We start from the raw sequence: 22,096 nt of genomic DNA, 5'->3' as shown, positions 1-22,096 counted from the left end.
GTTACAATTATGGATGTCATAACAGTTGAATCAAAAGCCTTTAAGGAATTGGAGGCTAAGATTAATGCTATTGCAGATTATGTTCTTAATAAGCAAGAAGCGGATAATATAAATGAAGATGAAATCTGGGTGGATAGTTATGAGGTCTGTACATTCTTAAAAATCAGCGACAAAACATTGCAAAGACTTCGGGTATCAGGAACAATTGCTTATTCTAATATTCGAGGACGCTATTTTTATAAAATCGGCGAGATAAAACGAATGCTGGAAGAAAGGCTGATTAAAAGTAATTCGGAATGTCTAAATGACTTGGTAACAAATCACAGGCTATATGTTAAGGAAAGAAGAAATCTTAGAAAGAACAAATAACGGGTTGAATGTTTTCAAGCATTATATCACCTGTCAATGGCGTGTCGGGCGTAATTTCTTTAATCCTTTATATGAAGACAAAAAGGCTTCATGTAATATATATTTCGACCGGAAAAACGGAGTATACAACCTGAAAGATTTCGGAAATGATGAGTACAGCGGGGATTGTTTCTACTTTGTCGGTAAACTGAAAGGATTAAACTGCAACAATACCATTGATTTTGTAGAAATCCTGAAAAGCATAAATCGTGATTTATCGCTGGGGCTATCGGAAGATACAGAAATACCAATCCAATCAATCCCGAAGCCAACTATACCCATCCTTCCCGAAAAGAAAACCAAGCCATACAGTTTCCAGGAACAAAGATTCACCCAAAATGAATTAGAGTATTGGGAAAAATATGGGATAAACTCGGAGCTATTGGAACAATATAAAGTTTGTTCTGTTCGGGAGTTCAAAAGTGAAAATTCCGATAACAAGCCGTACTCCATTGCTTCTTCTTCGGCAGAACCGATATTTGGCTATAAGTCCAAACGCTATATAAAGCTATACCGTCCGTCTTCCAAAATACGATTCCTGTATGGCGGAGATATCGGCGATAATTATTGTTTCGGACTTGAACAACTGCCCGCCAAAGGCGATACGGTCTTTATTACCGGCGGGGAAAAGGATGTCCTTTCCCTGGTAGCTAAGGGTTTCCATGCAATCTGTTTTAACAGTGAAACCGTAAACATTCCGGCAACAATCATTCATAAACTGTCATTCCGGTTCAAACATATCATTCTACTTTATGATGTAGATAAAACCGGGCTTGAGAGTTCTTCCAAACATAAAAAACAGTTGGCAGAATACGGCGTAAAACGCCTTCTATTACCACTTTCAGGAACAAAAGAAGAGAAAGATATATCCGATTATTTCAGGCTTGGGAATAACCGTGAATCGTTTCTGAAACTCTTCCTTGATTTTTTAGATACTCTATACAGCGATACTATGACTATGCTGAAATCGTGCGAAATAGACTTTAATAATCCTCCGGCAAAAGCACAGGAAATCATATCTGCCGGGGATGTACCACTGGGTACACAAGGAAATATCCTTTGTATCACAGGCGGTGAAGGAACTGGGAAAAGCAACTATGTGGCAGCACTGGTGGCTGGGTCGATAAAACCGGAAAATGTTCGTATAGATACGTTGGGAATCCATGTATACGAAAACAGTCAAAATAAAGCTGTTCTGCTGTATGATACAGAACAGTCCGAAGTACAGCTGTTTAAGAATGTTTCCAACCTATTAAAGAGGGCAAAACAAGCAGAAAAGCCGGAAGAGTTGAAAGCCTTCTGTCTTACCGGGATGTCCCGCAAAGAACGTTTACAGGCTATTGTACAAAGCATGGATAAGTTTCATTATCAATATGGCGGTATCCAGTTGGTTGTAATAGATGGTATTGCCGATTTGGTACATTCCGCCAATGATGAAGCCGAAAGTTTGCGGGTTGTCGATGAACTCTACCGATTGGCTGGAATATATCAGACCTGTATTGTTTGTGTATTGCACTATGTTCCGAACGGATTAAAGCTTCGTGGGCACTTGGGGTCGGAACTGCAACGTAAAGCGGCTGCGATTCTTTCCATTGAGTTGGATAATGATCCGACTATATCAGTCGTGAAGGCTCTGAAAGTTCGTGAAGGCAGTCCTTTGGATGTTCCGTTAATGCAGTTCACTTGGAACAAAGAAGTCGGAATGCACCTGTATCTTGGAGAAAAGCCCCGTGAAGAGAAAGAGAAACGGAAAGAAAAGGAACTGGTAAGCGTTACCCGTGAAGTTTTCGACCAACAAACATTTATCACTTATATAGATTTGTGCGAACAGATACAGCAAATTATGGATGTAAAGGAACGCACGGCGAAAAGCTATATCCGTTTTATGCGGGAGAAGGAAATTATCATCAAAGATCCTTCAAATCAGAGTTATTTTATCAAAGGTCATTTTTAATCGGTTATTGTCATGAATATAGATAGAGAAACATTCATCGCCTGGATGGAACGTATAATGGACAGGTTCGAAATGGCGGATAAGAAAATCGAACGATTGACAACCCAACGTAATTGCTTGGATGGTGAACAACTTTTAGATAATCAGGATTTGATGTTTCTCTTGAAAGTCAGCCTTCGCACACTTCAACGCTATCGAGCAAAGGGTATTCTACCTTACATCAAATTAGATGATGGAAGATGTTACTATAAGGCTTCGGATGTGCACAAACTGATTAAGGAACGATTTTAATTATACTCTTTCCTTCAAAATACAGTTTTAAGCATATCCACCACAAATAGATTCCATATTTCTCAATTTCAAAATGAGTTAGAAGTCCATGAGACAAATTATTCCTGAAATTGACATCTATCCCATTTTGTAGAAAGGATTCTATTTCATATAGTATTTCTTCGTCAATCACGCCTTGAAGCATCGGGAAAATTACACCTAAAGAAGGAGCCTCTTGACGTTTTTTCTCTAAAGTAGTTATGTTTCCCTTTGTGATTTCAGCAATATTATGCAAAGCATGCTCTAAATATGGCATTAGGATATGAGATGCACTTATAAAGTCTTTATTTAAGCCTGCGGCAATTCCTTTAGTCCAAAATATCAAGTTTTCTTCTTCTATATATACTGGTTTTTCCTTTTGCAAATAGAAATAGATAAAATCCTCTTCCGATTTTATATTTGACCATTGATGAAGATTGATATATGTCCATATTGCGTACAGCCTTTTTTGTCGAAAATAAATATGAGCTTCTGTTTTTAATGACTTCTCTGACTCTGCTACGCCTACGACATTTCCCTTTTTATCTAACTGATTGTGTCCAAACATAGAAGACACAGGGCTTGCCTTTCTCACTGCTGCTTCATAGGAACTGACTCCTTCCGAAGTCATGAAAGGAATTGAAAGCATCAGGTTAATTGTGTCAATAAAATTACCTATAGTGATTTTTGAAACGGATTTTTCTACACTTTTAATGAAATCATCAGAAAGTTCTATTTGAGTTTTAATACCGCAGAGAGAAAGCATATCCATAAAATCAGACTTTTCTTGTAGCAACTTACCTTTTATCCTTTCAAACTCTTCTGGTGCTTGATTTTTAATTTGAAAAATTTCATTATATGCATTTTGGTAAATATCAACTAAATTCGGATAAAAAGTATTCGGCTCTTTATTATTCACAGTGGCATCTGCTTCATTTTCAAAACATAAAGCCATTTCTTTATGAAACATCTGCTTACTTATTACTTTAAGTGAGTATTGGGCTTTTATATACTCTCTTTTTTCGGAATAATTACCGTCAATCAAGCTGTTTTTTTGACATTCAATATAATTGCATAATTTTTCAAGTTTTTCTACAGGGTATGATTTTTTTATAGAATCAACAACTCTCTGAATCCAAAATGGATGACTAAATTTATCGTTAATTGCAGATAAGATATCTTTCAAAAAATCACCAGTATTAAGAATCTTGATATCACGAACTGTAATTGAGCGGATTAAAAATTCAATCTCACCAAATAACTGATAAGCGACAAGATAATTATTTGATATTATTACTTTTATGAAACGTTTATCTTTCTCAAATCTACAAAGAACATCACTACAGCGTGATTTCACTTCTGCGTTTTCAGAATTGTTCCATTCGTGAAATAAAACAAGCTTCCGTTCTCAGCAATTCAGCAATTAATTTTTTCTTCATTGTTTTAATGGTGGCCGAGTTTGTGGACAGTATTCACCCAGGTCGGTATGTTCACCAACTTCCATTCTGATATGTTTTGTTTCTCTTGTTTACCTCCTTCTTGTTTTTATTTTTTTAATCCCTACTTCAGGAAAGGGACATTTCCATTACGGTTTTCAGGCCGTTTATTTACTTTTCAACTTGACAGGAAGTTGTATAGTTGCTCGTAGTTGCATGGTAAGCTTTTTAAGAATGAGATTAAATCTTTCCATAATGCCTTTATAGTTTGTTTTGAGTGTTCGTGCAACAGACTGGTAATTAACTCTGTATGTTCAGTAAATTGATTTACCATGTGAGCTATCTGCATCAAGTGATAATAATTTTGCATTGCAGTATAAGACACTCTTGAATATTTGTGTTCCATTGCATACCCCTGGTTCTTTTGAGTATTAAACCCCTCATTTTCAATCTTCCAGCGCATCCTTCCAGCGTCTATGGTATGAATGACGTTTTCAGATGTCTGTTCAATGTTGGTTATATATATAAACTGTTGGTGGGCCTTTTCTTTTGTTTCAATGTTGGTTTTTATCTCTTCGCATGAAACCCATGAATAGTTAACATCCTTATAATCAATGCTATTTATATACTTACAGAACAGTGTTATGTTATGGGTTTTGTTTCTACGAGCTATGTCAGTGCTTTTTTTGCAACCATTTAACAGTTCGACCTCTTCCTGAAAACTATCTAATGAATCATCTTTTAATGTAATGATAAACAACCACTTATTAGAATGACATATATTAAAAACAGTTTGATTGGGATAAAGTCCATCGGCAAGAATACAGATGGGAAGGCGCGGAAATCGTTTTTTTATCTTTTGGGCCAGTCGCACAAAGGCCTTCAGTTCACAATCCTGCTTATCGAAATTTCGCTCAGGATCATTTTCTATAAATTCTGATGCCAGCGATATAGCCAGTCCTGACGATGTTATTATCTTAGCCTCAAGTACATAATGAAACCATGTTGTCACTCCGTTTTTTGATGTTTTGGTCAAACATTTATCGCAATGCTTATGGTCGAACGAATGGATACCGGTAGCATCTACGGCCACAAAATAATACTTGTTCTTAAAGCGGTATTTGCGCAGAACTTTCTGGTCAAACAGGTTACTAACCAATTGCATTTTAAGTTCTTCAATTATATCCGGAGGTAATTTCCGCATAACCCTATCGATAGTATCTGGATGCGGCAATCGTTTCTTGAATTGACGGTAATAATTCTTGGTAAAAACAGCATCGCTTCTATCGTTTGTGTACGCATTACGCGAGGTCTCCTTAAATATGTACATAAACAATCCGGCCATTACTATTTCTCCCATAGAGTAAGTTAATCGCTTCCTGTCATCATCAAAATTGTCGATGAGCCTATAAATATGCGGAAAGCGTTGGTTGATAGTTTTTTGAATCTGGTAAGACAGAATTTTGCCCTTTTCATGGGCCGTCAGCTTTTTACTTGGTTCTCTCTATGAAATAGTGATGATAAAAACGAATAATTATTTGGAAATCAGATAATTAAATGGTAATTTTGGATAAGCAAAAGCCCGGAAAATAACGATCAACCGGGCATTTTAAACATAATAAACATGAGAGAACATTATACTGAAAATCAGTACCTTGGGCTCTTTAGCCCTATTGTCTCTCAGTCACAAAGATAGCCGGAAAAGTTTTTAATTCAGCACTTTGTAAAGACTTAATTTCCAATGACTAAATTTTGGCTCTGAATCGATGTCCGTTCTTCCTCTGTTAGGATTAAATCTTTAATTTGATTTGACTTGTGGAAATCCGTCAGATTTGTCATGCAAATTTTATGTAATAATTCAACAGCTTGTTTTTTATCCTCAGTCTCAAATCTATTAGGATGAAGAAAGCATAGCAATTTAGAACCATGCAAGTCTTTCGGAACTATAATTTTGTTTTTTACATCTGTACTCATTGTCTATTATTCTACATAAATAGCTTTTACGAAAAGCACCCGGCGTCCCCACCGGGTGCTAACCACAAAAATCCTCAATTACGGATAGCATAAAATCTATTCATAATGGAATTTTCTGTGGTAAAGATACGGAATTTCAGATTATTTCCTTGATTTCCCTTTCTTTTCAGGGAAAACGAATACAACATTGAACTGGTCGTCAAAAGCCAGTGAAGCATCGAAAGACTTCCTGGCTTTACTCTTGAAGCCTTTTATTAATCCGGTTTTCTTGGCTGTTACCAGTTCCATAACCTGTTTGTCGGATAGCTGCTTATCGCTTTTATTCCTGAAAACGATTAGCCCACAATCGGTATTATCACATTTGGCAACTTTCGGATACAGCATAATTTTACCTGTTTCGCATTTCGGACAGATTAAATCCAGCTGCGTTTTTAAGGTGAGCTGCATTCCTAACAGTTCGCTGGTTATTTGTGAAGCATAAACTTCGGTACTTTTATGGAAAGTATCGGGATTCATTTCCCCGCTTTCTATTTTGGAAAGGGCATTTTCCCACATCCCTGTCATTTCCACGTCTGCGATTTTCTTGTCCCGGACTATATCGTAAACCGCCAGTCCCTTTTCAGTCGGCACAAGGGCTTTCTTCTCCCTGACAATATATTGACGAGTAAAGAGAGTTTCGATAATCGCTGCCCGTGTCGCTGGCGTACCGATACCGGAATCCTTCATGCTGGCTTTCAGTTCGACATCTTCCAGTTCTTTCCCTGCGTTCTCCATAGCCGATAGCAACAAACTTTCCGTATGCAACGGTTTGGGCTTAGTCTGCTTTTCCAGCAACTCAATATCGGAGAGAGCTAAATTATCACCTTCTTTTAATGCTGGCAAAACGGTATTTTTTTCGCCTTCTTCTTGGGTGTTGAAAACAGCCCGCCATCCGACAGACTTTATTACTGTTCCTTTCACTGCAAAAATACTGTCGCCACTGGTGAGAGAAATTGAAGTAACTTCCTTGACACACTTTTGCGAAAAAGCTTCCAGCATCCTTCCGGCAACCAGTTCGTATATTGCTTGTTCATCCGCCTGTAAACTGCCGGGCTTATTCTCGGTTATAATCAATGCGTGATGGTCTGTAACTTTTTTATCATCCACTGTTCGACGGTTCAGATTACTACCTTTCATTGATTTTGCGTAGCCGGCAAACCGGTCGTAAGTATCCAGCAGGGAAATACGTTCCGGTATTTCATAGAAAACGTCCTGTGATATATAACGGCTTCCGGTTCGGGGGTATGAAATCAGCTTGCCTTCATACAGTTTTTGTGCAATAGACAGCGTTTTATCTGCGGAGAAATTAAGTTTTGTATTGGCTCCCTTCTGCAAGGAGGTAAGGTCATACAAAAGCGGTGGTTCTTGGTTCACTTCCTTACATTCTACTGATTTAACCTGCACCTGACCGCTATCCTTTACTGTTTGCAGCTTGTCGATGGTAGGTTGCTGGCTATCGAATTTTTCTTCTGAAAGGGCTGAAAATTCGATGCTATCTTTCCCGGTTTGTAATTTCAGTTGCCAATACTTCTGTGGAACGAAGTTCTTGTTCTCAAGATAACGGGAACATATCATCGCCAGCGTGGGTGTCTGTACCCGTCCCAAAGAATACGCCCCCGTCCGGCAGCTATACTTAACGCTTGGGAAGCATTAATACCGATAAGCCAATCTGCTTCGCTTCTTGCCTTTGCCGACCGGAAAAGGTTATCGTACATTGTCCCGTCCTTGAGATTCTGCAATCCTTCCCGGATGGCTTTATCCGTCAGGCTACTTATCCATAAGCAGACAAAAGGTTTCCGGCACTCAAGATATTGGTAGATGTACCTGAATATCAATTCACCTTCCCTTCCGGCATCAGTAGCAACGATAATTTTATCGCACTGGTCGAATACTTCTTTGATAACTTTGAGTTGCTTAACCGTTCCGCTATCGGGCTTATATCCTTTGTCGGTTTTTACCTGACGGGGAATAAGCCGGAACGACTGCGGTAGTATGGGTAAATTTTCCCGACTGAAGTTTTCGATTCCGTAGGCATCAGGCATGGCAAGTCCTACCAAATGACCGAACGCCCAGGTAACGATGTATCCGTTACCTGAAATGTTCCTGTCATTCTTTTTTGTTGCACCCAGTACGGTGGCTATATCTCTTGCCACACTGGGTTTTTCTGCTATTACTGCTATCATTATATAATTGGATTTTTAGATAAATCCGGCTGCACTCGGCATAGCTCAAACAAGTTTGGCTCTGCGCTCGTTTACACGGCTTTTGTGGTTAATAATTATTTCATTTTGCGACCTTGCGACTTTTTAGGTTTGTCGGGCTTCTGTTCTTCTTTCTTTTCTTCCCGCTTTTTCTTCTGTTCCCCGGTAGGTGTAGCTTGTCCGGGCTTCAAAGGTTCTTTCGTATGCTTGGTCGCTTCGTTCGTTTTGCCTTCGGAATTGACCGCTACTTGTGTTTTATGTTCGTTGGCAGGGGTTATTTCTTTGGCTTTCTCTTTCACTTTATCAGGATTGAATTTGTAGAAATCCAGTTTTCCTTTTTCATGGTTTACCTTTACATAGGCGTTATATTCCTGACCTTCTTTATCTTTCAGCCCTTTTACATAGATGGTTTTATCTGCCCGCAAATCAGCCTGCTGTTTATCGGATAATTCCACTCCTGCAAGGGATTTGGGAATACGCACCCCTTCTGGCTGGTCGTTCCTCTGCTGTTGTCCCTGTTGTTGGGTTTGTTTTTGCTCTTTTTCGGGAAAGATAAATTCAAGGCTGCGTTTCTCCGCATTAACCTGAACGAAGGCAGAGAACGGCTTATTCTTGGCGGAAATCATATTTTCAAGGAATACCGCTTTACCTTCCATCAGGTCAGCTTTTTGTTTTTCATCCAGCTTAACGCCTTTTATTTCATCAGGGAGTTTGAGGGACGAAGCCTTCATGGATACCAGTTCATTGGTCTGTTTGTCGATACTGATAAAAGAAGGTATAAGTTCGCCTGTACGGTAGTTTTTTACATCAACAATCCGACCCATGTTTCCGGTTTCCCGAAGATTCTTTTTGTCTTCATCCGTAAACTGGTGTCCAAAAAACGGACGGTCAAGTTCCGGTTCTTTACGGATGCCATGAATAGCCAATACCACATTCCCTTCACTGTCCGGACGGAACGAAAGACGGGCATCCGTTTTCATTACCATTGACCCGAAGTTGGCTTCAATCGGAAAGGTAGAAGGCGACTTATATCCCTGCAACATAGGTTCCAAAGCCTTTGATTTTTCAAGCTGTTCTTTGGTGATACCCAGATTTTTCAGGTCGTCCCAGTTGATTTTGTTAGGGTCAATGAAATACTTATTTGTATCGGGCTTCTGTTCCTGTGTTGTGGATTCTTTCGGATTTTCCACTTTCAGGTCTTTAGGCTCGATACGGATTTTATCAAGCATTTCATCGGCAGCAGGTGTCGGGTTCTTGATATTCTCCTGAATGATTTTTACTGTCCGTTCGGTATCTTCGGGTGCTATTTTGAAGAAACTGAAACGGGTCGGGTCTTTTAGCTGGTTGAAAAAGTTCTTCAAGAAATTTTCAAGTGCGTTACCCTGCTTATCCACTTTCAGGAAATCGTTATTATGTTCCTGCTTCGGCGGAACGGTTTGCAGTTCCCCGTTTTCATCAATACCCTTTACGGCATTAATCGTTTTCTTTTCCTTGTCAAAGACAAGAAGAATGTCCATCATCTGTTCATCATAGCCGGACTTGTTGTTTGAATTTACATCCATAACTTTAATTTTTAATGGTGAATAAAAAACTTATCGAATTAAAAGTAAGGATGAAATAGTTTACATATAGGAACGTGGCGTTAGGAGTCGTAGGTTGGCTTTATTTGACGTAAATATCTGCCTTCAAATGGAATAAGAGTAGTATCTTTGTCGGTGCGTTTTTAAATATACTTGTATGTCTTGCAATAATTCTCTACTTCTATCTGAAGATGATATCAGAACAAAAGTCGTTTACCAATGGCTTAAAGATTGTGGCTTTAGTACGGCTGATATATGGATAGAATACTCAATAAATATTCGTATAGGGAAAGGAATCAAAACTATAAATTCAAGAGCAGATGTTTTGGTAAAGAGCACAAATGGTTTAAATCTTTTGATTGTTGAAGTAAAACGACCAGATCATCCTTTAGATGAACAAGATAAAAAACAAGCTTTATCCTATGCAAGATCTTTAGCAGAAGGTGGTATCGCTCCTTTTACTATTTTAACCAATGGGAATAATGTGATTATTTATGATTCGGTTACTGGTTATGAAATTTCGGGAGAAACAGTACCTGTCAATCATCCATACGTTAAAAATGGCTTCTGTGTATCTGGTGATTCTCTTTCAGCAAAAGCCGAAGCATTGGAATATCTTATTTCTATTTCGCCAGAGAATCTATTGACTTTCTGTAAGGCTCAGGTGGAGTACAGGATGGCATTACTTAAAGGGGATGATGTTTTTAGTGGGAAAAAATATATTCCGAAACTACATGTAAAAAGACTTAACGCAAGAAAAGAATTAGATAAAAAATTATTGGGGGACGATGAGAATAAACCCAATCAATTTGTATTAGTCGTTGGATCTCCTCAGCATGGTAAAACCTGTTTTATGTGTAACACCATTGAGTCTTATATAAAAAAAGAAATTCCTGCCTTATTTTATCCAGCAATAAGTCTAAAAAAAGGGCTATTAAATGAAATTCAAGAGGATTTTGAATGGTTTTTTGGTAATCAAATAAGTCCTTTTCAAATTATTAGTAAGCTTCGTCGCATAACACAGCAAACAGGAAAGGAGATTATTATTTTTATTGACGGATGGAACGAAATGCTAGAACATGCATTAGTCATTAATGATGAATGTCAACGTCTTAAATACGATAATATCAAGCTTGTTTTAAGTACTACATCTCCTTCCGTAAGCAGACTACTGCAAGACGAAGCGGCAAATATAACTTTTGTCGCAGAAGAATTAAAGCTTAATTCTGCAGCAATTCAAAAACTCACTTCGCTTCCATTAGAGAATACTAAAGATTTAAGTATTGTACAGATTGGAGAATTTAATAACGATGAATTAAGAAAAGGAAAGAAATTACATGAACGAGCATATAACACTAAATTTACAGCTGATAGTAATGTGTTTAACAATCCATTTTATTTACGTTTAGCGGCTGAAGTGTATGCTAATAAATTAGTTCCATCATTTGCGACGAGAACCTTGTTGCTTAAAATGGGATTAATTAGAAAGGCTGCAATGAAAGGCATCAAAGAAATAGATCTGTTTACCACTTTAAATGAAATAGCTAATATAACCATTGAAAAAGGTACACCATTCTGTTGTATGGAATTACCGTCGAGACTTCAATCTGAGAAGGAGTTTTCCCGGTGGATTGAGAGTGGGCTCTTTATATATGTGGATAAAAAAGAAATTCCGGGAATTGACTTTTATTATAGCTATGAAAAAAATTATTCAATAGCGATTATAAATCGGAAACTTCACGAAGAGCTTGTGAACAAAAGTGAAAATCTAATTCTTAATGAGTTACAGTATATCATTAAGACAGAGGATGGACAAGATGCTTTGCACTGGTTTTTTAGCTGTCCCGAGTATTCATTAATATTAAAGAAAACGTTCAAGTTGCTAGTTCCAGAAATAACCGATAATAAGGTTATTATAAAAATATTTGCAGATGCAATTCTAACTCAAGTCAATTTAAACGAAGATTATTCTTACGATTGGTTAGAGGAATATATCATTAAACTTATTTCTATCAACTTCAACCAAGATGAATCATTCAATTTGTTATCAATTCTAATTTATGCACTATTAAGAAGCATTGATGAAGAGAGAGAAAAAGAAAAGTATAAATTATGGATGAGATTACTTGTGAAATATGATAATAGGGGAGAAGAACTTGGCATTGAAGAATCTTTAGTTTGTCAATATTACGGAGTAGATAATTTTAAAGGGTATTGTTCTGACGAAAGAATCACGACACTTGATATCGAATATTTTGATAAACTCATTTTAGATGAAGACTTTGATGTTGCCAGTAATGCTGCTAGTTATTTAACTTATGCTTACTCTATGTTCATGCTAGAGAGACTACCTTTTTACAATCAATATTACGAGCAGAACAATTTCTCATGCTTTGATATAATATTAGAAGATTCTTGTTGTGCAATTTTAGCAGAACTTAGCGAAATGTATTACGGCGGGATGTGTCCCGGTGCGTTAGATGAAGCAGAAAAAGGTGACCATTGGGTTTTTGAAGAATATTATCGCCAAAAAAACTTATGGCGTCCCACTCTAAAAATTTTGCATAACCATCCTGAATTATATACCCGAATACTATATCTTCTTAATGATTTATCCGAGTATTTAACTGAAGACGATCAATATCTCCCCAAACCTCCTGAGAATGATCCAAATCAATTAAAGTTAGATTTTGAGGGCACAATTTAGCTTATAACTTTACATCATATATAATAACAAAGCAGAAAAAACAAAACTATTTCCGCAAAGAAATAGCCCCGTTTTATGCTAATTCAAAAGGTGATTACACTCCCCAGATCAACCTTTCCATTTCATCATAGAATAGTTTTTTAGATCTATTTGTAAATGGGAATTTTTTAGGATCATTATTGTCTAATATATCAATTCCATTAGCCTTAATCAGATAGCCTATATATGTATTTTTATCAAGAAGCCTATCTTCGCTTTTTTCTTCAGACAATATTCTTTTTAAAACATCCAATAACGCCTCATATCCAATTGTCGTTTGAATAATATTAGTTGGTTTATTTTTGTTACTCCTTATATCCCAAAAAGAATTACCGTCACTGTCAATAAAAACATCCTGAACTGCAGAAAAGAAATAAAACATAATTTTCATCACCACAGAATCATTGTCTTCTGCATAATATTTTCTGAAAAACAAGTCGTCATTTGGATGTTTTTTAAAATACTTCCTAGGCTTATTTCTTTCTACTTCTGCTTCTCTGCTGTCTTTTGTAATCATATATAGGATTGACTTCACCATAGTCGCCTGTGATAAAATTGGATATCCATCAGCATAAAACTCTTTTCCTGCCTTTGAATTTGAGCCCGCCAAACGTATCCTCTTATAAAAAGGAGATTTTTTTGTACCATTCAAAACATTGACAATATTTAATGCTGTTTTCTGAGGAGAATCATCTTCTGTTAGTCCAAACAAACTATAAACAAGATCCTGATTAACTCTAGTTTGAGTTCTATTTATTGTGGAAAATATCATTGCTTGATACTCTAACACTGGGTCAATAAAAAAAGCCACTGATAATTCAAAATTTCGAAGATTTTCTAGCTTTTCTTCTAAGTCGGTCAAGCCATCATTACCATCAGAAACCTCTTCATCATAATTTTCAATTAGATTGGTAAGTTTCTCCAATGCTATTTGTATTCCCTTAACTCTATGCTGTCCGTCAATGACTGAAAGATAAATATCCCCATCTTCACCTTTATCAATCCTTTCTATTTCTGCTTCAACCGTATCTGCTAATTCTATAATTATTTCATTATTATCCGATTCCTCATACGAGCTAATCGCATGATTTGGAATGGCTATAACAATATTAGTTGGGAACATTGCTTGAGGATCATTTATAAGAAAATTCGAGATAGATTCGACTTTTTTCTTATCAAGCCGTCTTTGTACCTGATTATTGGTAATCGGCTTATTCTCCTCATCAAACCCTAAAATAGTATATTCTGTATACCGGGTAAACTTTAACACATCCGAAATTCTGAATATACCTAAAAGATATTCTTGGTTATTTTGAGCAATTTTTTTAGTATTTAAAATTAGTCCCATATTACAATTTATTTAATTCATTAGCTAATTTCTCCTCATCTCGTTTGTTCTTTTTATAAAAGCTATCATCACATAGATTTGGATTCTTTGAGTTTATTATCCACCAAAAAGATAACGAAAACACAATATTTAAACATGAAAAAAGATATGCCCACGGAGATTTTATAGAAATAATAAAGAGAATTACTAGAAATATAGGAATAGCTGTCGACAATACTTGAAATATATTTTTTATAAACTGCTCAGCATCAATTTTAAAGATATCAATAGCCAAGGTTGCTGTTATTGGTAGAGAAAATCCCATCAGAGCTAAATTAATATTTTTATGGCTAAACAAATCACCAATACTCTCGATATATAATGCTGACCAAATACTAAATCCACCAATTCCGATTACAATTACAATAAAGTAAATATAAAAAAATGGGTATTCTTTAAAACCAACTCTGCGCGACTTTATGAATTCACATAATTCATCGTATTGTGTTCTCATAAGTATAGTATACTAGTTTTAAGTTATTAATGCTGCTCTATTATCTCTCTAGAAAAAATCTCCTGTTTAACCTTCTCAAGGTCATTAAAAGTATTCTCTCCATTTTCCGTCATTTTGAGTATATAATAAAAGCCTGCATTGGCATACTCATTTATTAATTCGATCGCCTTTTGCGGATCTTTAAGAATATCTAAAGAACCAGCTTTTGCTATACACATACATAAAAGAGCTTGAGCATCTTTTTCTCCATCATTATTCCACATAGTGTTCAAGCTGAAAGGCTTGTCTGCCAACGGTGATTGCAGTGGTTTTGGTTTACAGTAAAAAAAACCAATTACTGCAGCCCATGCAAAACATTGCCAATGGTATGAAAAGACATTAAAATCACCTCCTTGTTTGTTGGCGAACTTGACAATAACGTCATCTTTTACTTTTTGCTCAAACGAAAACTTTATTTCAAATATATTTTCCATAATCAAATTATATTTTTCTTAGAGGTGTAACAACTGTAGAGACTTCATGAAGCTCTGGTTCATTTCCTCCTTCACAGTATAGTTTGCTTTCAAGCAAGAAAATTTGAGAGACATTTTTTTGAGTTGATAGATCTTGATAATTATCACTATTTACATCAACGTCTTTCGTCATAATTATTGATTGACCAAAAATATCCTTAATTCCCAGTAAATATTTGTGAGTAGTATCAAAGTCGAAACTAGAAGTTGGAGCATCACTTATGAACGGGTAAAATGTGCCAATAGCCTCTTGATTAAGTGAAAGTAAAGCATTTATAATACTCATTTTCTTTCGATCTTCATGACTTGTATTCAAACCAGCATCAAACTCAATAGAATAATCCTCTCCGATTTTTACACTACCCTTATAGCCATTATCATGTTGCGTGAATTTTACATAGAATTCGTTAGCACGAGTTTCTATTTTGCGCAGTAAGTCTTTTCTTGCATTTTCTTGCACCCTTCTGCAAATATCCTCCAAGAAAATAGAAATATTTTTCCATTCAGTTTCAGACACAGAAATATGACCATCTTTCTTTCCTGCCTTTTCAAGATCTTTTTCAGCAGTCTTTAATTCCGCTTTGTATTGCGATAATAACTCTATTGATTGATTTAATTTTCGTTGCTCTCTTTCAAGGTTAGAGCGAGAAGCCCTAATTGTTCCCTCAACTATACCTGCAGTTTCTGCTTGTTTAACAGGATCAACTCCATATTTTCTTTTTACATCTTCAATTTGGTCGTCAAGTTTTTTCTTTTCATCATTTTTTTTACGTCTTAATGCCATATATTTCTCCATTTTTTCTTCACTATCCTTCCATTGCTTATCTATTGAAGAAAGAGAAATAAGCAAAGAGCTTGGGTAATCCTGAATTTTACCAATGAATCTTTCAAACTGTTTTGAAAATTCCATATTGTTTGTATAATCTTCCATTTCTCGCAGATATTCCTCCTGCTCTTTAAGCCTATTTATGATCCAGTTATGCGATGTAGATCCTGCCAAAACATCAGAACCACATACATAGCACTTTTTATCTCGTACTATTTCTTCTAGTTTTGAGCGGCTGGGATTATCGAGATATTTTTTCTCAGGAACAGTATTCTGTTCTTCTTTGTGATTTTCAATAATAATTTCACATTGTTTTATCATTGGATCAATGCCTCTTATTATCCATAATTTAGGCAATTGCTCTCTCTGAAAAGAATCTATCTTAAATATTTCATTATTCAGTTTTTCTATTTCGTTTTCACAATTTTTATATTTGCTAATAAGAGTTGAAAAGCTTGCTAGTCCAGACATCTTACCCTCATCTTCAGCAAGAGCAATTTGAATTTTACTTATATTCGTTTCATGTAATAATTTCGTCTCTTCTTCTCTGCTAATACTAGTTCTACATTTTTCAATAGTAGTTAATAATCCTCTTACATTTGTATTGTGCTTATTAGCCTCTCTAATTCTACTTGATTCTAATTTTTCTATTTTAGCTTTTGACTTACTTATTATTTCAGAAAGTTTTTCATAATAGGGGAAGTAAGAAATATGCTTTACCGCAGCTTTTAAAGTTTCTCTATTTCGAAAATTGATTAACTTGTCTAATGATTCACCTTGAAACCAAATATAGTTTCTAATACCCTCTGGAAATAGTTCGTCTATTTTATCTGATGCTAGTATATCCGTTTTTATTAGAGTACCATTAACCGAATCATGCGAAACTTTCAAAATGTTATTTGATACATCCCACGCATTATCAGATTGCCAGTCGTCACAATCTTGACGTTCTGCAATGACAGAACGTTCAATTTCATAAAAAAGCCCTTTATCATCTTCTAATTCAATACGAACCATGGTTTTGACTTTATCTCCTTTTTTTGCATCAAAAAGAGCTTTTCGACAAATAAATTCATGTCGCTTCATTGAAAACTTAGCAGAACTAGGTAGCTTATCCGTAGAACACCATCCAATATCAGTCAAATATATTTTACCAAACAAGACCCAGTAAAAAGCATTGAACAACTTCGACTTTCCTTTTCCTCCATTCCCTATAACTAGATTTAGACCCTTTGAAAATTCTAATGTTTGGGCGTTATAGTAGGATTGAAAATTCTCAATAGATATATTTTTTATAATCATAATTAACAATTTTATGGATTACAAATAATCTTAATTTGAGCAATATATTGATTTGTTAACGAATCGGCATCGTTAATGTCTGTAGAAAGATCTGTCAGCATTTGTGCAACATTTTTAGCCTTTTCATAATCCACAATAACCTTCTCTTTTCCGGCTTCTACTGTTTGATTTATCTCTTGTTCAATCAGTTTGTACATTTCGTCTTGTATTGCCATATATTTTTCTAATTATATTGTTTGTATTCTTGATCGAGCATTTCAAAAACATTAATTCTTAATTGCTCGCATATATTTTTCAAATCTCCATACAATATATCAATCTGATTATCGGCGAGTGCTGCGAAATTTACAATTCGTTTCACTTCACTCATAAACATATTGCGTTCGAGATCTTTAGGATCATCGGACAAGTTAGGAGGAGTAACTATTAGATCCCAGATTTTAGCTCTTGTTTTTTCTTCGCTCTTCCTTAATACACGCCCTCGTCTCTGAACAAATTGTCGAGGATTACCTGTACTTGAACAAAATATAGCATGTTCTGCCCTAGGTATATCGACTCCTTCATCAAGACACTTCATTGAAAGAAGAATTTTTATGTCTCCATTAGCAAACCCTTGTAATATACTGGGAGCATCTTCAATTCCGCTTATGTACTTATGGTAACTATATCCTTGTTCTCTAAACATTTGAGCATACTCATCAATAATATGAATATCATTATTATCAATATCATATGTTTCTTGTTCTGAATAATCAGGTTCATATCCTTCTGGGACAAATACAAAAGTATAATCCAGTTTTTGTTTTTGTTTTAAGTCATTCAACAAACTTGATATTGCATCTTTTTTATTATTTGCTTTGTGAATAACCCTTTTCCGCTTTAAGAGTAACATCTCAGCTTCTTTTTTATATTTCCCTGTATTCGGATCAATAAACTTACGCAATTGAGCTGTAATTTTTTGATATTCATCCATTTCGTCTTGTGTAAGTTCCACAAAAACAGGATAATAATCATAATGACAAAGAATTTCATCATCGATTGCTTCTTTCATTGTATAACGATATGTGTATTGGGGAGGTCTTGAGTTAAAAAACTGATAGAGTTTTTCAGACCCCATATCGTCATATATTCGTTCTGGAGTAGCAGATAATCCTATCCGGTATTGAATATTTTCGGGCAAATGCTTCAACGAATTAATAGAACCAATATTATGCGCTTCATCGGCAATATAGATAAAACTATCCATACCTTGAGTGTTCTTTATAAAGGACTGAATGTCCTTTCTGTTGAAAGTTGCATAAGTGGTTATCAGTACTAAGTTCTTTTTCTTGTCAAGAATACTTCGTGTTGTATAGCGGCTTAAAATACTTTTCCAATCCTTTTCGGTATGGGTTGATATTATGTTTTGAAAATTAAAAGATTTAGCTTCATTTTCCCACTGTATAGCAAGAGCTTGTGTTGGAACAACAATTATAACTTTATAAAAATTCGTCTCTTTAAATTGCTTTAATACACAATTAAGAGCAGTTACCGTTTTTCCGGAACCTGTAGCCATCGCAAAAAGACCCTGTCTATTATTCTCAATCCATTTTTTATACGCTTTTTTTTGAATATCTCTTTCTTCTGGAAATGGGAAACGTGGTTCGGTTTCTATTTTTTCTAATTTTTCAAGAATTTGCTCAGATAAATTATATCTATTTTCAGTTTCTATTTCTCGTAAAGAACTGCTATCTTTTAAGATATCTTTTAATAATTTAGTGGGATATTTTTTCTTAATATATGTTTTTACCCTATTTATTGGAATATGCAAAACATGAGATGAATCACCAACCCATGCTTCTTCAAACAAATTTGTATATCGTTCAATTCTTTTTGAATCAGTGCTTCCTGACCATGAAGTAAAACAACTAATAGACTCACCATTATAATACAATGCGCTCATCGAGAAATTTGCAGATCCAGTAAAACCAACTTTATCTCCAGCCTTATCTATGAAAATTCCAAATTTATCATGAGCCATGCCTCCTTTTGTTGAAATTGTTGCAACAAATTCAATTCTCTTAGTTGCAATCAGATACGACAGACAATTAAAAAATAATTCATTTTCCTCAGAAAGCAAATTGGATAGTTCTTTTACATTCGCTAAGATATTTTTCTCGTATTTCTCAACATCAACATTTAATCCAGCTTCTATAGCATTCTTATCTTCTACTGTTAATTGGTCGTTTATTAAGATTCTCACTTTCCCTCCATTTGCGATGAAATATGCAAAGCCCGGAGCTAGTGCCCTAATTGCACTAGAACAAAAAAATCCTAATCCCAAATCAAAGGACTGACTTTCGAGAAGAGCATCAAAAAAGAACTCCACAGGTTCATTTTCTCCTGAGACATAAACAACGTCAAAATCTACTTTTTTCAACATATTTCCCCAAGTCCAATTTCTATTTTATCAATCAAATAATCAAAGCCGTTGAGATTTGGATTATCTTCCAATTCTTTGGCAATTATTTCTAATCCATCATCTATATGCATTTTAAAATACTTTGCCAAATCTTTATCTGTTTTATAAAGCCCATAATGGGAACAAAGCAATGCTCTATAATATGAATAATAATTACCAAAAAGCACATTCTTACTATACTCTTTACCGCCTGAATCTTTTATGTCTAAAATATTAAAACGCTTATCTTTAGACAATGAATATGTAAATGCGATTCGAGCAACAATATTTTCCGTGCCTAAATTTAGTTTTCTAGTCAATTCTGCAACTAGAATTCGATTTTCTTTAGATGTCTTAATATGAGTGAACATAACCTTCTTTTACTTTGTTAAATAACTCTTTAGGAGAGGCATCTTCAAACCAAGAGTTTTGATTGTTATTCCTTATAATATATGATTTATTTACAAAAGGCAATAATTGTTCATATTCTTCTTCCGAAAGTTCTTTTCCAAGCAGAGGAAATAGAACAACTTGCTCCGATATATTCGGATAAAATTCAGCAATAATCTTTTTAGAATGCTCTTTATCAAATTTTTGAAGAGGGCTATCAATGAAAATTGGAAAATTGATTTCAGATTCATCTACTAATGCTTTTAATATACCAGTAGCATAAAGTTGTTGTTCACCTTTTGATAGTGTCTCTTTATTTATTTCTTGCCCTTCCTTGTTGAAAAGGTGTATATCTATTAAATCCTCCTGAATATCAACTTTTACATTATTTACAAAGTCTGATTTATGCATGAGTTTATTTAGCTCATGCTTTATGCTTATTTCTAAAGATATTTTTTTCTCAGACTTTAATTGTAATAGAAATTCATTCAGTTCAGAAATTAATCGCTCAGCTAAATCATCTTTTTGCTTGTCTATTTCCTCTAAACTTACTCGTTTTGACAGTTCGGTGATCAATTTAGATTTAACACTCAATTCTTTCTGATAAACACCAATGTTTTCAGATGTTTTTCTAGCATCTTTTTCTAATTCCGCAATTTGTTTTTCTACTTTAGCCTTTTCAACCCTTAATTCTTTTATAAGAAGGTCATCATCATTAGATTCTGCTTGGGTTATTTTCCGTATTGTTTTGTTCAAGAACAACCTATTGTTCTTTTCATCTTTAACCAATTGCTTAAATACCTGATTATAAGAATACTTTATATTCTCATAAATGCTCTGAAATTCGCTTTGCTCTTCAGAAGTAAAGTCAATAAGTAATTTACCATTCTGATCTTCTAGATTTTCTTCCGCAGATTGGTTTTCAAAAGTGTTACTGATAATTTTTTCAAACTCCTCTTTCATGGAAGAGGACAAGTTTGCTTTCCGTATTTTATAAAATAATTCATTTTGCACATCTTTCAACTTATCCATAATAATGGAAGTATTCTTATCACGTAGAAGATGTTTTTGTTCATATTCAGTTTGAGTCAAAGTCTCAACAAGTTTTTTTCCAGCAATAGCAAATGGCGCTAAGTCCAACAATTCCCTTAAATCATTTTTCAACTGTAAGTCTTTTGCTCGCAAACTATCACGCAGGGCTTTCAATCCACTTAGTTCTGATAAGCTTATTGAATTCCCTTCTCGAATCAACTTTTCTTGATACTGCTCAGAAATTAAACGTTTATTGACTATTTCTTCATCTGTATGATTTTGCTTTTCTATTAGATGGGAGAGTAGTTTTTGGAGTTCTTCTGCTTCCTTTATAAGCTTATTCAACTTGTTTTTATCAGAAACATCCGAGGATTTACGACGGAGTTTTATCCTAAGATTTTCCAAATTACTTTTTAAATCTTCATACTTCTTTACTCCAAGAACCTCACTATACGCAATACTGAGTCTTTTTTTGTCTTCTGAAGACTTCATTTCTGCTAAAGACACTATTTTCTCAGAATCGAAGAAAAAGAATTTTGCTATGTCCTTTGATAAAATGAAATCATTAATAAATATTTCTGTTCCAACATCTTTACTTAGCTCATTAACTCTTCCATCAATTAAAATCTCAACAGACTCTACGCCTCTAAAAAAATCGAAAGTTCTCTTTATTGTAATTTGATTACATGGTACGGATGGAATTAAGACCTCAGATAAGACAACTGTTACAGAGTATTCATTATTTTTTTTAAATTCAATATGTTTGCTATCTTGTAAAGAATATCCTCTTTTTAATATTATAGCTTTTTCATCTTCATCTATTTCAAAAGAGTCACTTATGTTTCTCTGAGAATTATTAATTCCTAATTTTGCGTAATTTTTATATCCGCCATTTTCCGCAATTTCTCTTTTAAATTTATCGTCAACATCACTCATTTGCTTGCCATATAAGCACCATACTAACGATGTTAGAAATGTTGTTTTTCCAAATCCATTATCCCCAGATACAACAAATATATTTTTGTCGACTTTCTGAGGGAATGAAATGGTGTTCAATCCTTTATATATTCTATAATTTTCTAATATGATTGATTCTATATACATAG

General features: G+C 34.9%; 16 protein-coding genes and 1 pseudogene. 4 read left to right on the top strand and 13 right to left on the bottom strand.

Translation table 11 applies throughout. From position 1 onward, the window contains the following. Positions 1 to 9 precede the first annotated feature (9 nt). The 3 genes from AC4PG5_RS01795 to AC4PG5_RS01785 are packed head-to-tail and all read left to right on the top strand — an operon-like array spanning position 10 to position 2,653. Positions 10 to 369, top strand: a complete 360-nt coding sequence (locus tag AC4PG5_RS01795) for a helix-turn-helix domain-containing protein (RefSeq protein ID WP_039419388.1) — start codon at positions 10 to 12, stop codon at positions 367 to 369. Further along, positions 332 to 2,362 carry a bifunctional DNA primase/helicase gene (locus AC4PG5_RS01790; RefSeq protein WP_039419385.1) on the top strand — a complete coding sequence of 677 codons (2,031 nt, stop codon included), beginning with the start codon at positions 332 to 334 and terminating at the stop codon, positions 2,360 to 2,362. The genes AC4PG5_RS01795 and AC4PG5_RS01790 overlap by 38 nt, the downstream gene beginning before the upstream one ends. A gap of 12 nt (positions 2,363 to 2,374) precedes the next feature. After that, the gene (locus AC4PG5_RS01785) at positions 2,375 to 2,653 is read left to right on the top strand and encodes a helix-turn-helix transcriptional regulator (protein ID WP_492029757.1); all 279 of its coding nucleotides are present in this window, start codon (positions 2,375 to 2,377) and stop codon (positions 2,651 to 2,653) included. Here AC4PG5_RS01785 and AC4PG5_RS01780 read toward each other — a convergent pair. The 5 genes and pseudogenes from AC4PG5_RS01780 to AC4PG5_RS01760 form a co-directional block, all read right to left on the bottom strand. Then, on the bottom strand, positions 2,637 to 4,028 hold the full coding sequence (locus tag AC4PG5_RS01780) for a DUF4209 domain-containing protein (RefSeq protein ID WP_492029756.1): 1,392 nt from the start codon (positions 4,026 to 4,028) through the stop codon (positions 2,637 to 2,639). The two genes, AC4PG5_RS01785 and AC4PG5_RS01780, sit on opposite strands and share 17 nt — an antisense overlap. Before the next feature lie 257 nt (positions 4,029 to 4,285). Further along, entirely contained in the window at positions 4,286 to 5,467 is a 1,182-nt protein-coding gene (locus tag AC4PG5_RS01775; RefSeq protein WP_492029755.1) for a hypothetical protein, read from the bottom strand. Positions 5,468 to 5,838: 371 nt separating this feature from the next. Then, positions 5,839 to 6,081: a hypothetical protein gene (locus AC4PG5_RS01770; RefSeq protein ID WP_492029754.1), complete on the bottom strand. Its 243-nt coding sequence runs from the start codon at positions 6,079 to 6,081 to the stop codon at positions 5,839 to 5,841. Positions 6,082 to 6,222: 141 nt separating this feature from the next. Next, positions 6,223 to 8,303 (bottom strand): annotated as a pseudogene (locus AC4PG5_RS01765) (type IA DNA topoisomerase). A gap of 95 nt (positions 8,304 to 8,398) precedes the next feature. Beyond that, the gene (locus AC4PG5_RS01760) at positions 8,399 to 9,883 is read right to left on the bottom strand and encodes a DUF3945 domain-containing protein (protein WP_492029753.1); all 1,485 of its coding nucleotides are present in this window, start codon (positions 9,881 to 9,883) and stop codon (positions 8,399 to 8,401) included. A 175-nt stretch (positions 9,884 to 10,058) separates the two neighbouring features. Between AC4PG5_RS01760 and AC4PG5_RS01755 the strand changes: the two genes are divergently transcribed. After that, positions 10,059 to 12,608 (top strand): type I restriction enzyme HsdR N-terminal domain-containing protein, encoded by a 2,550-nt coding sequence (locus AC4PG5_RS01755; RefSeq protein ID WP_288210234.1) that lies wholly within the window; start codon positions 10,059 to 10,061, stop codon positions 12,606 to 12,608. 94 nt (positions 12,609 to 12,702) lie between these two features. On the opposite strand, the gene AC4PG5_RS01750 is transcribed toward AC4PG5_RS01755, so the two are convergent. Genes AC4PG5_RS01750 through AC4PG5_RS01715 form a run of 8 tightly spaced genes read right to left on the bottom strand, consistent with a single transcriptional unit; the run spans position 12,703 to position 22,094 of the window. After that, the gene (locus tag AC4PG5_RS01750) at positions 12,703 to 13,995 is read right to left on the bottom strand and encodes a DGQHR domain-containing protein (RefSeq protein WP_492029752.1); all 1,293 of its coding nucleotides are present in this window, start codon (positions 13,993 to 13,995) and stop codon (positions 12,703 to 12,705) included. A 1-nt stretch (position 13,996) separates the two neighbouring features. Beyond that, the gene (locus AC4PG5_RS01745) at positions 13,997 to 14,488 is read right to left on the bottom strand and encodes a hypothetical protein (RefSeq protein WP_492029751.1); all 492 of its coding nucleotides are present in this window, start codon (positions 14,486 to 14,488) and stop codon (positions 13,997 to 13,999) included. A gap of 26 nt (positions 14,489 to 14,514) precedes the next feature. Next, positions 14,515 to 14,961 (bottom strand): hypothetical protein, encoded by a 447-nt coding sequence (locus AC4PG5_RS01740; RefSeq protein ID WP_492029750.1) that lies wholly within the window; start codon positions 14,959 to 14,961, stop codon positions 14,515 to 14,517. A gap of 7 nt (positions 14,962 to 14,968) precedes the next feature. After that, positions 14,969 to 17,128 carry a DNA sulfur modification protein DndD gene (locus AC4PG5_RS01735; protein ID WP_492029749.1) on the bottom strand — a complete coding sequence of 720 codons (2,160 nt, stop codon included), beginning with the start codon at positions 17,126 to 17,128 and terminating at the stop codon, positions 14,969 to 14,971. Positions 17,129 to 17,139: 11 nt separating this feature from the next. Next, a complete protein-coding gene (locus AC4PG5_RS01730) occupies positions 17,140 to 17,343 on the bottom strand; it encodes a hypothetical protein (RefSeq protein WP_321694166.1) in 204 nt (67 codons plus the stop codon). Positions 17,344 to 17,351: 8 nt separating this feature from the next. Beyond that, a complete protein-coding gene (locus tag AC4PG5_RS01725) occupies positions 17,352 to 19,550 on the bottom strand; it encodes a DEAD/DEAH box helicase family protein (protein ID WP_492029748.1) in 2,199 nt (732 codons plus the stop codon). Then, positions 19,544 to 19,939 (bottom strand): DndE family protein, encoded by a 396-nt coding sequence (locus AC4PG5_RS01720; RefSeq protein ID WP_492029747.1) that lies wholly within the window; start codon positions 19,937 to 19,939, stop codon positions 19,544 to 19,546. Before AC4PG5_RS01720 ends, AC4PG5_RS01725 begins: the two co-directional genes overlap by 7 nt. After that, positions 19,923 to 22,094, bottom strand: a complete 2,172-nt coding sequence (locus AC4PG5_RS01715; RefSeq protein ID WP_492029746.1) for an AAA family ATPase — start codon at positions 22,092 to 22,094, stop codon at positions 19,923 to 19,925. Before AC4PG5_RS01715 ends, AC4PG5_RS01720 begins: the two co-directional genes overlap by 17 nt. Between the last annotated feature and the right edge of the window lie 2 nt (positions 22,095 to 22,096).

The organism is Bacteroides sp. QWL-09 (assembly GCF_058683585.1).
The sequence above is the reverse complement of the archived record's forward strand: the minus strand, read 5'-3'. Positions and strand labels throughout refer to the sequence as shown.

Bases quoted from the DNA above. Each gene is read 5' to 3' on its own strand.
- AC4PG5_RS01755 (WP_288210234.1), top strand. From the start codon at position 10,059: ATGTCTTGCAATAATTCTCTACTTCTATCTGAAGATGATATCAGAACA.
- AC4PG5_RS01775 (WP_492029755.1), bottom strand. From the start codon at position 5,467: ATGGGAGAAATAGTAATGGCCGGATTGTTTATGTACATATTTAAGGAG.
- AC4PG5_RS01770 (WP_492029754.1), bottom strand. From the start codon at position 6,081: ATGAGTACAGATGTAAAAAACAAAATTATAGTTCCGAAAGACTTGCAT.
- AC4PG5_RS01790 (WP_039419385.1), top strand. From the start codon at position 332: ATGTTAAGGAAAGAAGAAATCTTAGAAAGAACAAATAACGGGTTGAAT.
- AC4PG5_RS01785 (WP_492029757.1), top strand. From the start codon at position 2,375: ATGAATATAGATAGAGAAACATTCATCGCCTGGATGGAACGTATAATG.
- AC4PG5_RS01715 (WP_492029746.1), bottom strand. From the start codon at position 22,094: ATGTATATAGAATCAATCATATTAGAAAATTATAGAATATATAAAGGA.
- AC4PG5_RS01735 (WP_492029749.1), bottom strand. From the start codon at position 17,128: ATGATTATAAAAAATATATCTATTGAGAATTTTCAATCCTACTATAAC.
- AC4PG5_RS01730 (WP_321694166.1), bottom strand. From the start codon at position 17,343: ATGGCAATACAAGACGAAATGTACAAACTGATTGAACAAGAGATAAAT.
- AC4PG5_RS01795 (WP_039419388.1), top strand. From the start codon at position 10: ATGGATGTCATAACAGTTGAATCAAAAGCCTTTAAGGAATTGGAGGCT.
- AC4PG5_RS01720 (WP_492029747.1), bottom strand. From the start codon at position 19,939: ATGTTCACTCATATTAAGACATCTAAAGAAAATCGAATTCTAGTTGCA.
- AC4PG5_RS01745 (WP_492029751.1), bottom strand. From the start codon at position 14,488: ATGAGAACACAATACGATGAATTATGTGAATTCATAAAGTCGCGCAGA.
- AC4PG5_RS01760 (WP_492029753.1), bottom strand. From the start codon at position 9,883: ATGGATGTAAATTCAAACAACAAGTCCGGCTATGATGAACAGATGATG.
- AC4PG5_RS01750 (WP_492029752.1), bottom strand. From the start codon at position 13,995: ATGGGACTAATTTTAAATACTAAAAAAATTGCTCAAAATAACCAAGAA.
- AC4PG5_RS01725 (WP_492029748.1), bottom strand. From the start codon at position 19,550: ATGTTGAAAAAAGTAGATTTTGACGTTGTTTATGTCTCAGGAGAAAAT.
- AC4PG5_RS01740 (WP_492029750.1), bottom strand. From the start codon at position 14,961: ATGGAAAATATATTTGAAATAAAGTTTTCGTTTGAGCAAAAAGTAAAA.